The following is a 6362-nucleotide window of genomic DNA, read 5'->3' as shown; positions in this document are numbered from 1 at the left end:
CGCCTTTGTATCGCGGCTTTGAGCAGATCCTGCGCGGGCGATCGGCGATGGATGCGCTGACGCTGGTGCCGCGGATCTGCGGCATCTGCTCGGTGTCGCAGTCGATGGCCGCGGTGGCGGCGCTGCGGGCCGCCGGCGGGGTGCGGCCGGCGCGCAACGGCGTGCTCGCCGCCAATCTGGCGCACGCCGCCGAGAACGCAGCCGATCACCTGACCCACTTCTATCTGTTCTTCATGCCGGACTTCGCCCGCGACGCTTATGCGGACCGGCCGTGGCATCCTGAGATCGCGGCCCGGTTCAAGGCGGTGCAGGGCAGTGCGGCGCAGGCGATGCTGCCGGCGCGGGCGCGGCTGTTGCAGATCATGGGCCTCGTCGCCGGCAAATGGCCGCACAGCCTGGCGTTTCAGCCGGGCGGTACCACCTGCGCGATCGATCTCGGCGAGCGGGTTCAGCTTCTGTCGATCATCGGCGACTTCCGCGACTTTCTCGAACGCACCGTATTCGGCGACAATCTCGACAACGTGCTGGCGATCGACAGCGTGGCGACCCTCGAAGCATGGCGGGATGGCCGCGGCAGTGATTTCGCCGGCTTTCTCGGCATTGCCGATGATCTTGCGCTTTACCAGCTCGGCCGGATCGCACTGCCGCTGATGAGCTTCGGCGCCTATCAGGGCGAGGATGCAGCTCTGTTTGCAGCCGGCGTGCTCGATCCTTCCAGTGCGGAGCGGACGTCGTTCGATCCCGCCGCGATCACCGAGGATGTGGCTCACGCCTGGATGCGCGAGACTTCATTGTCGCCGATGGAAGCCGACACCGATCCCGATGCCGACAAGCCGGCCGGCTATAGCTGGTGCAAGGCACCCCGGCTCGCCGGCGGCCCGGCCGAAGTCGGTGCCCTGGCGCGGCAGGCGGTCGACGGCGATCCGCTGATCCGGGATTGTCTCACCCGTTTCGGCCCCTGCGTCACCACCCGCGTTGTCGCGCGATTGCGCGAGACGGCCCGGCTGGCGCTGGCAATGCACCAGTGGGCACGGCAGCTCGATCTTGCCGAACCGTTTCTGGAACGGGGCGAGCGTGGCCGCGACGGGACCGGCATCGGCCTCGTCGAAGCTGCCCGCGGCGGCCTCGGCCATTGGATCGAACTGCGCGGTGACAGCATCCGCCGTTATCAGATCATTGCGCCGACCAGCTGGAATTTCTCGCCGCGTGATCGCAACGGCGTTCCCGGCCCGCTCGAACAAGCGCTGGTCGGCACGCCGGTCGGCGACGCCGGCGCGCGCGCGGTCACGATCCAGCACGTCGTGCGTTCGTTCGATCCCTGCATGGTGTGCACTGCACACTAACTGCTTGGCAGATCGCACCTGCGGTCACTCGGTTGTCAGCGCCGCAACCGGCTTATCACCTCGTCGTTTCCCGAAGCTCACGGGCCTCACCCAAGCGCGCCGCGCTTTACCGTTCGTATCAAGCACTTGATGCACCGCATCATTTCTGCGCGTCGCTGGCATGGTTCTTGCGATCTCTCGTGAAGTTGCGAAGTCCGGAACGAGACTTCGAGAGGGCGGGACACCGGGAGCCATCATGGGTGCAGTGACGGAAACCTTTTACGAGGTGATCAGGCGGCAGGGGATCACGCGGCGCAGCTTCGTGAAGTTCTGCAGTCTCACGGCCACCAGTCTCGGCCTCGGGCCGGTCGGCGCCACCCAGATCGCGCATGCGCTGGAGACCAAGCCGCGCGTGCCGGTGATCTGGATGCACGGGCTGGAATGCACCTGCTGCTCGGAAAGCTTCATTCGCTCGGCGCATCCTCTGGTGAAGGATGCGGTGCTGTCGATGATCTCGCTCGATTACGACGACACCATCATGGCGGCGGCCGGCCATCAGGCCGATGCGATCCTCGAAGAGACTCGCAAGAAGTACAAAGGCCAGTACGTGCTGGCGGTGGAAGGCAATCCGCCGCTGAACGAAGACGGCATGTTCTGCATCGACGGCGGCCGCCCCTTCGTCGAGAAGCTGAAGGAAATGGCCGAGGACTCGATGGCGGTGATCGCCTGGGGCAGCTGCGCCTCGTGGGGCTGCGTGCAGGCCGCCAAGCCGAACCCGACCAACGCGACCCCGATCGACAAGGTGATCCGCAACAAGCCGGTGATCAAAGTGCCGGGCTGCCCGCCGATCGCCGAGGTGATGACCGGCGTCGTCTCCTACATCATCACCTTCGGACGCCTGCCCGAGCTCGACCGCCAGGGCCGGCCGAAGATGTTCTACTCCCAGCGCATCCACGACAAATGCTATCGCCGGCCGCATTTCGACGCCGGTCAGTTCGTCGAAGAATGGGACGACGACGGCGCGCGCAAGGGCTATTGCCTCTACAAGATGGGCTGCAAGGGCCCGACCACCTACAACGCCTGTTCGACGGCACGCTGGAACGGTGGCGTGTCGATCCCGATCCAGTCGGGCCATGGCTGCATCGGCTGCTCGGAAGACGCGTTCTGGGACAAGGGCTCGTTCTACGACCGGCTCACCACCATCAATCAGTTCGGTATCGAGGCCAACGCCGACAAGATCGGCGCCACGGTTGCCGGCGTCGTTGGCACGGCGATCGCCGCGCACGCCGCGGTGACCACCGTGCGCAATCTGTCGCGCCGCAAGGAAGTCCCGAACGGCAACGGCACCTCCAACGGCAAGTCGGCTTAAGGCCCAGGACGCAGCATCATGACCAACGTCACGACTCCCAACGGCTTCAAGCTCGACAATGCCGGCCGCCGCGTCGTCGTCGATCCGGTGACCCGGATCGAGGGGCACCTGCGCGTCGAGGTCAATGTCGATAGCAACAATATCATCCGCAATGCGGTGTCGACCGGCACGATGTGGCGCGGCATCGAGGTGATCCTCAAGGGCCGCGATCCGCGCGACGCCTGGGCGTTCACCCAGCGGATCTGCGGCGTCTGCACGGGCACTCACGCGCTCACGTCGGTGCGCGCGGTCGAGAACGCGCTGAAGATCAACGTGCCGGAGAACGCCAACACCATCCGCAACATCATGCAGCTCGCGCTGTATGTGCACGACCATCTGGTCCACTTCTATCATCTGCACGCGCTCGACTGGGTCGACGTGGTGTCGGCCCTGAAGGCCGATCCGAAAGCCACCTCGGCGCTGGCGCAGTCGATCTCGCCGTGGCCGATGTCGTCGCCCGGTTACTTCAAGGATCTGCAGATCCGTCTGACCAAGTTCGTCGAGAGCGGCCAGCTCGGCCCGTTCAAGAACGGCTATTGGGGCCATCCCGCCTACAAGCTGCCGCCTGAAGCCAATCTCATGGCGGTGGCGCACTATCTCGAAGCGCTCGATTTCCAGAAGGAGATCGTCAAGATCCACACCATCTACGGCGGCAAGAACCCGCATCCGAACTGGCTGGTCGGTGGCGTGCCGTGCTCGATCAACGTCGATGGCACCGGCGCGGTCGGCGCGATCAACATCGAGCGGCTCAATCTGGTGTCGTCGATCATCGACCAGACCGTCGCCTTCGTCGAGCAGGTCTACGTGCCCGATCTGGTGGCGATTGCCGGATTCTATAAGGACTGGCTGTATGGCGGCGGGCTGTCGTCGAAGTCGGTGATGTCCTACGGCGATCTGCCGGAATACGCCAACGACTATTCCGACAAGAGCCTGATGCTGCCGCGCGGCGTGATCATCAACGGCAATCTGAACGAGGTGCTGCCGGTCGATCTGAGCGCGCCGGACCAGATCCAGGAATTCGTCACGCACTCGTGGTACAAGTACGCCGACGAGGGCAAGGGCCTGCATCCGTACGACGGCGTCACCGAGCCGAACTTCGTGCTCGGCCCCAACGCCAAGGGCACCCGCACCAACATCGAGGCGCTGGATGAGTCCGCCAAATACTCGTTCCTGAAGGCGCCGCGCTGGAAGGGCCACGCGGTCGAGGTCGGTCCGCTGGCGCGCTACATCATCGGCTACGCCCAGGGCAAGCCGGAGTTCAAGGAGCCGACCGAAAAGCTCCTGAAGACGCTCGATGTGCCGGTCACCGCGCTGTTTTCGACGCTGGGCCGCACCGCGGCGCGCGGCCTCGAATGCCAGTGGGCGGCGCGCAAGCTGCGCGCGGCGCAGGACAAGCTGATGGCCAGCATCAAGGCCGGTGACCTGTCCACCGCCAACACCGACAAATGGCACCCGTCGAGCTGGCCGAAAGACGTCAAGGGCGTCGGCTTCACCGAGGCGCCGCGTGGTGCGCTGGCGCACTGGGTCAAGATCAAGGACACCCGGATCGACAACTATCAGTGCGTGGTGCCGACCACCTGGAACGGCAGCCCGCGCGATCCGCAAGGCAACATCGGTGCTTTCGAGGCGGCGCTGCTCGACACCCCGATGGCCGACCCGAACCAGCCGCTGGAGATCATCCGTACGCTGCATTCGTTCGATCCGTGCCTAGCCTGTTCGACCCACGTGATGAGCGAGGACGGTCAGGAAATGGCACAGGTCAAGGTCAGCTGACGCAGGGGAGGCGACGATGACCACGGAAATCGCACGGGTCCAGGGCGCCATCGACTCGGCCGGGGAACGCGCCCGGTCGTTGCAGACGGTCTATGTCTATCAGGCGCCGGTGCGGCTGTGGCACTGGGTCAACGCGCTGTTGATCGTGGCGCTGTGCGTCACCGGCTATCTGATCGGTTCGCCGCCGCCTTCGGTGCCCGGCGAGGCCAGCGCCAGCTTCCAGATGGGCTATATCCGCTTCATTCACTTCGCGTCGGGCCAGACGCTGATCGTGTTCTTCATCCTGCGGGCCTACTGGGCGATCGTCGGCAACAAATACTCCAAGCAGCTGTTCTACATGCCGATCACCAGCCGGACCTGGTGGTGGGGCATGATTTACGAGTTCAAATGGTACGCCTTCCTGGTGAAGGATCCGAAGAAGTACATCGGCCACAATCCGCTGGCGCACGTGGCGATGTTCACCTTCATGCTGTTCATGATCTTCATGATGTGCAGCGGCATGGCGCTTTATGCCGAAGGCCAGGGCATTGATAGCTGGCAGTACAAGATGTTCGGCTTCATGTTCTCGATCTTCCCGAACAGCCAGGATCTGCACACCGTGCATCATCTCGGAATGTGGGCGATCGTGGTGTTCGTGATCGTGCACATCTACGCGGCCGTGCGCGAGGATATCCTCAGCCGCCAGAGCATGATCTCGTCGATCGTCTCCGGCGAACGCCTGTTCCGCGACGATCTGCCGGATTGAGGTTGGTTGAAGTGGGTTTCTCCCCATCATTGCGAGCGCAGCGAAGCAATCCAGAGGTGCGGTGCACGGAGCTGGATTGCTTCGTCGCTTCGCTTCTCTCAATGACGCATTGAACCGTGAGAACTCCATGACAGATGCGCCCCGCGTCCTGATCCTCGGTATCGGCAACATTCTGTGGGCCGACGAAGGCTTCGGCGTGCGTGCGGTCGAAGCGTTTCACCGCGCCTACGACGTGCCGGCCAACGTCACCGTGCTGGATGGCGGCACCCAGGGGCTCTACCTCGTCAACTTCCTGCAGGACCATGACCACCTGCTGGTGTTCGACGCGATCGATTACGGGCTCGAGCCCGGCACGCTGAAGCTGGTGCGCGGCGATGAAGTGCCGAAATTCACCGGCGCCAAAAAGATGAGCCTGCATCAGACCGGGTTTCAGGAGGTGCTGAGTGCCGCCGATCTGCTCGGCGCGGCGCCGCGCGAGCTGGCGTTGATCGGCTGCCAGCCGCTCGATCTGGAAGATTGGGGCGGAGCGCTGACCGAGCCGGTGCGCGGCCGTATCGCTGAATCACTGGCGATGGCCTGCGCGATTCTGACCGAGTGGGGCGTGCCGGTGGTGCCGCGCGACGAGCCGTTGCCCGAAGGCGCCGCGCTGCTCGCCAATGATATCGATCACGACCATTACGAACGGCGCGAAGCCGCCGCATCTCCCACGATCTGAGCGAGGAAACCTCATGACCCGTCTGCTCCGCGCCGGCACCGCCCTGATTGCGCTGCTCGGCCTGTCCGGCCTCGCCGAGGCCCACACCGGCGTTCACCTGATGGCGGCGGACGGTTTCGCCGCCGGCTTCGTGCATCCGTTCAGCGGCCTCGACCACCTGCTGGCGATGGTGGCGGTCGGCCTGTGGGCGTGGTCGCTCGGCGGCGCGGCGCGCTGGATCGTGCCGGCGAGCTTCGTGGCACTGCTGGCCATTGGCGCGACGCTCGGCGCGTCCGGCGTCTCGCTGCCGGCGGTCGAGCCGATGATCGCGCTGTCGGTGATCGCGCTCGGCGTACTGGTGGCGCTGTCGGTGCGGGTGCCGACGATCGCTGCCGCCGCGGCAGTGGCGCTGTTCGGCCT

At 64.9% G+C, this 6362-nt stretch carries 6 protein-coding genes; all 6 read left to right on the top strand.

The features are described from left to right. On the top strand, window positions 1-1343 hold a 1343-nt coding region (locus DYI24_RS18820; protein ID WP_164573395.1), incomplete at its 5' end, for a nickel-dependent hydrogenase large subunit. A 235-nt stretch (window positions 1344-1578) separates the two neighbouring features. Beyond that, the gene (locus tag DYI24_RS18815; RefSeq protein WP_164573394.1) at window positions 1579-2691 is read left to right on the top strand and encodes a hydrogenase small subunit; all 1113 of its coding nucleotides are present in this window, start codon (window positions 1579-1581) and stop codon (window positions 2689-2691) included. An 18-nt stretch (window positions 2692-2709) separates the two neighbouring features. Further along, a complete protein-coding gene (locus tag DYI24_RS18810; RefSeq protein WP_164573393.1) occupies window positions 2710-4503 on the top strand; it encodes a nickel-dependent hydrogenase large subunit in 1794 nt (597 codons plus the stop codon). Window positions 4504-4519: 16 nt separating this feature from the next. Then, the gene (gene cybH / locus DYI24_RS18805; RefSeq protein ID WP_107343138.1) at window positions 4520-5248 is read left to right on the top strand and encodes a Ni/Fe-hydrogenase, b-type cytochrome subunit; all 729 of its coding nucleotides are present in this window, start codon (window positions 4520-4522) and stop codon (window positions 5246-5248) included. 127 nt (window positions 5249-5375) lie between these two features. Then, window positions 5376-5963, top strand: coding sequence for a HyaD/HybD family hydrogenase maturation endopeptidase (locus DYI24_RS18800; RefSeq protein WP_164573392.1), 588 nt, complete (start codon window positions 5376-5378; stop codon window positions 5961-5963). A gap of 13 nt (window positions 5964-5976) precedes the next feature. After that, window positions 5977-6362: HupE/UreJ family protein (locus tag DYI24_RS18795; RefSeq protein WP_164573391.1), on the top strand; the 386-nt coding region annotated here is incomplete at its 3' end.

The sequence above is a fragment of the Rhodopseudomonas sp. BR0C11 genome (genome assembly GCF_010820945.1).
Classification (GTDB): Bacteria; Pseudomonadota; Alphaproteobacteria; order Rhizobiales; family Xanthobacteraceae; genus Rhodopseudomonas; species Rhodopseudomonas palustris_H.
The sequence above is the reverse complement of the archived record's forward strand: the minus strand, read 5'-3'. Positions and strand labels throughout refer to the sequence as shown.

Bases quoted from the DNA above. Each gene is read 5' to 3' on its own strand.
- DYI24_RS18815 (WP_164573394.1), top strand. From the start codon at position 1,579: ATGGGTGCAGTGACGGAAACCTTTTACGAGGTGATCAGGCGGCAGGGG.
- DYI24_RS18810 (WP_164573393.1), top strand. From the start codon at position 2,710: ATGACCAACGTCACGACTCCCAACGGCTTCAAGCTCGACAATGCCGGC.
- cybH (WP_107343138.1), top strand. From the start codon at position 4,520: ATGACCACGGAAATCGCACGGGTCCAGGGCGCCATCGACTCGGCCGGG.
- DYI24_RS18800 (WP_164573392.1), top strand. From the start codon at position 5,376: ATGACAGATGCGCCCCGCGTCCTGATCCTCGGTATCGGCAACATTCTG.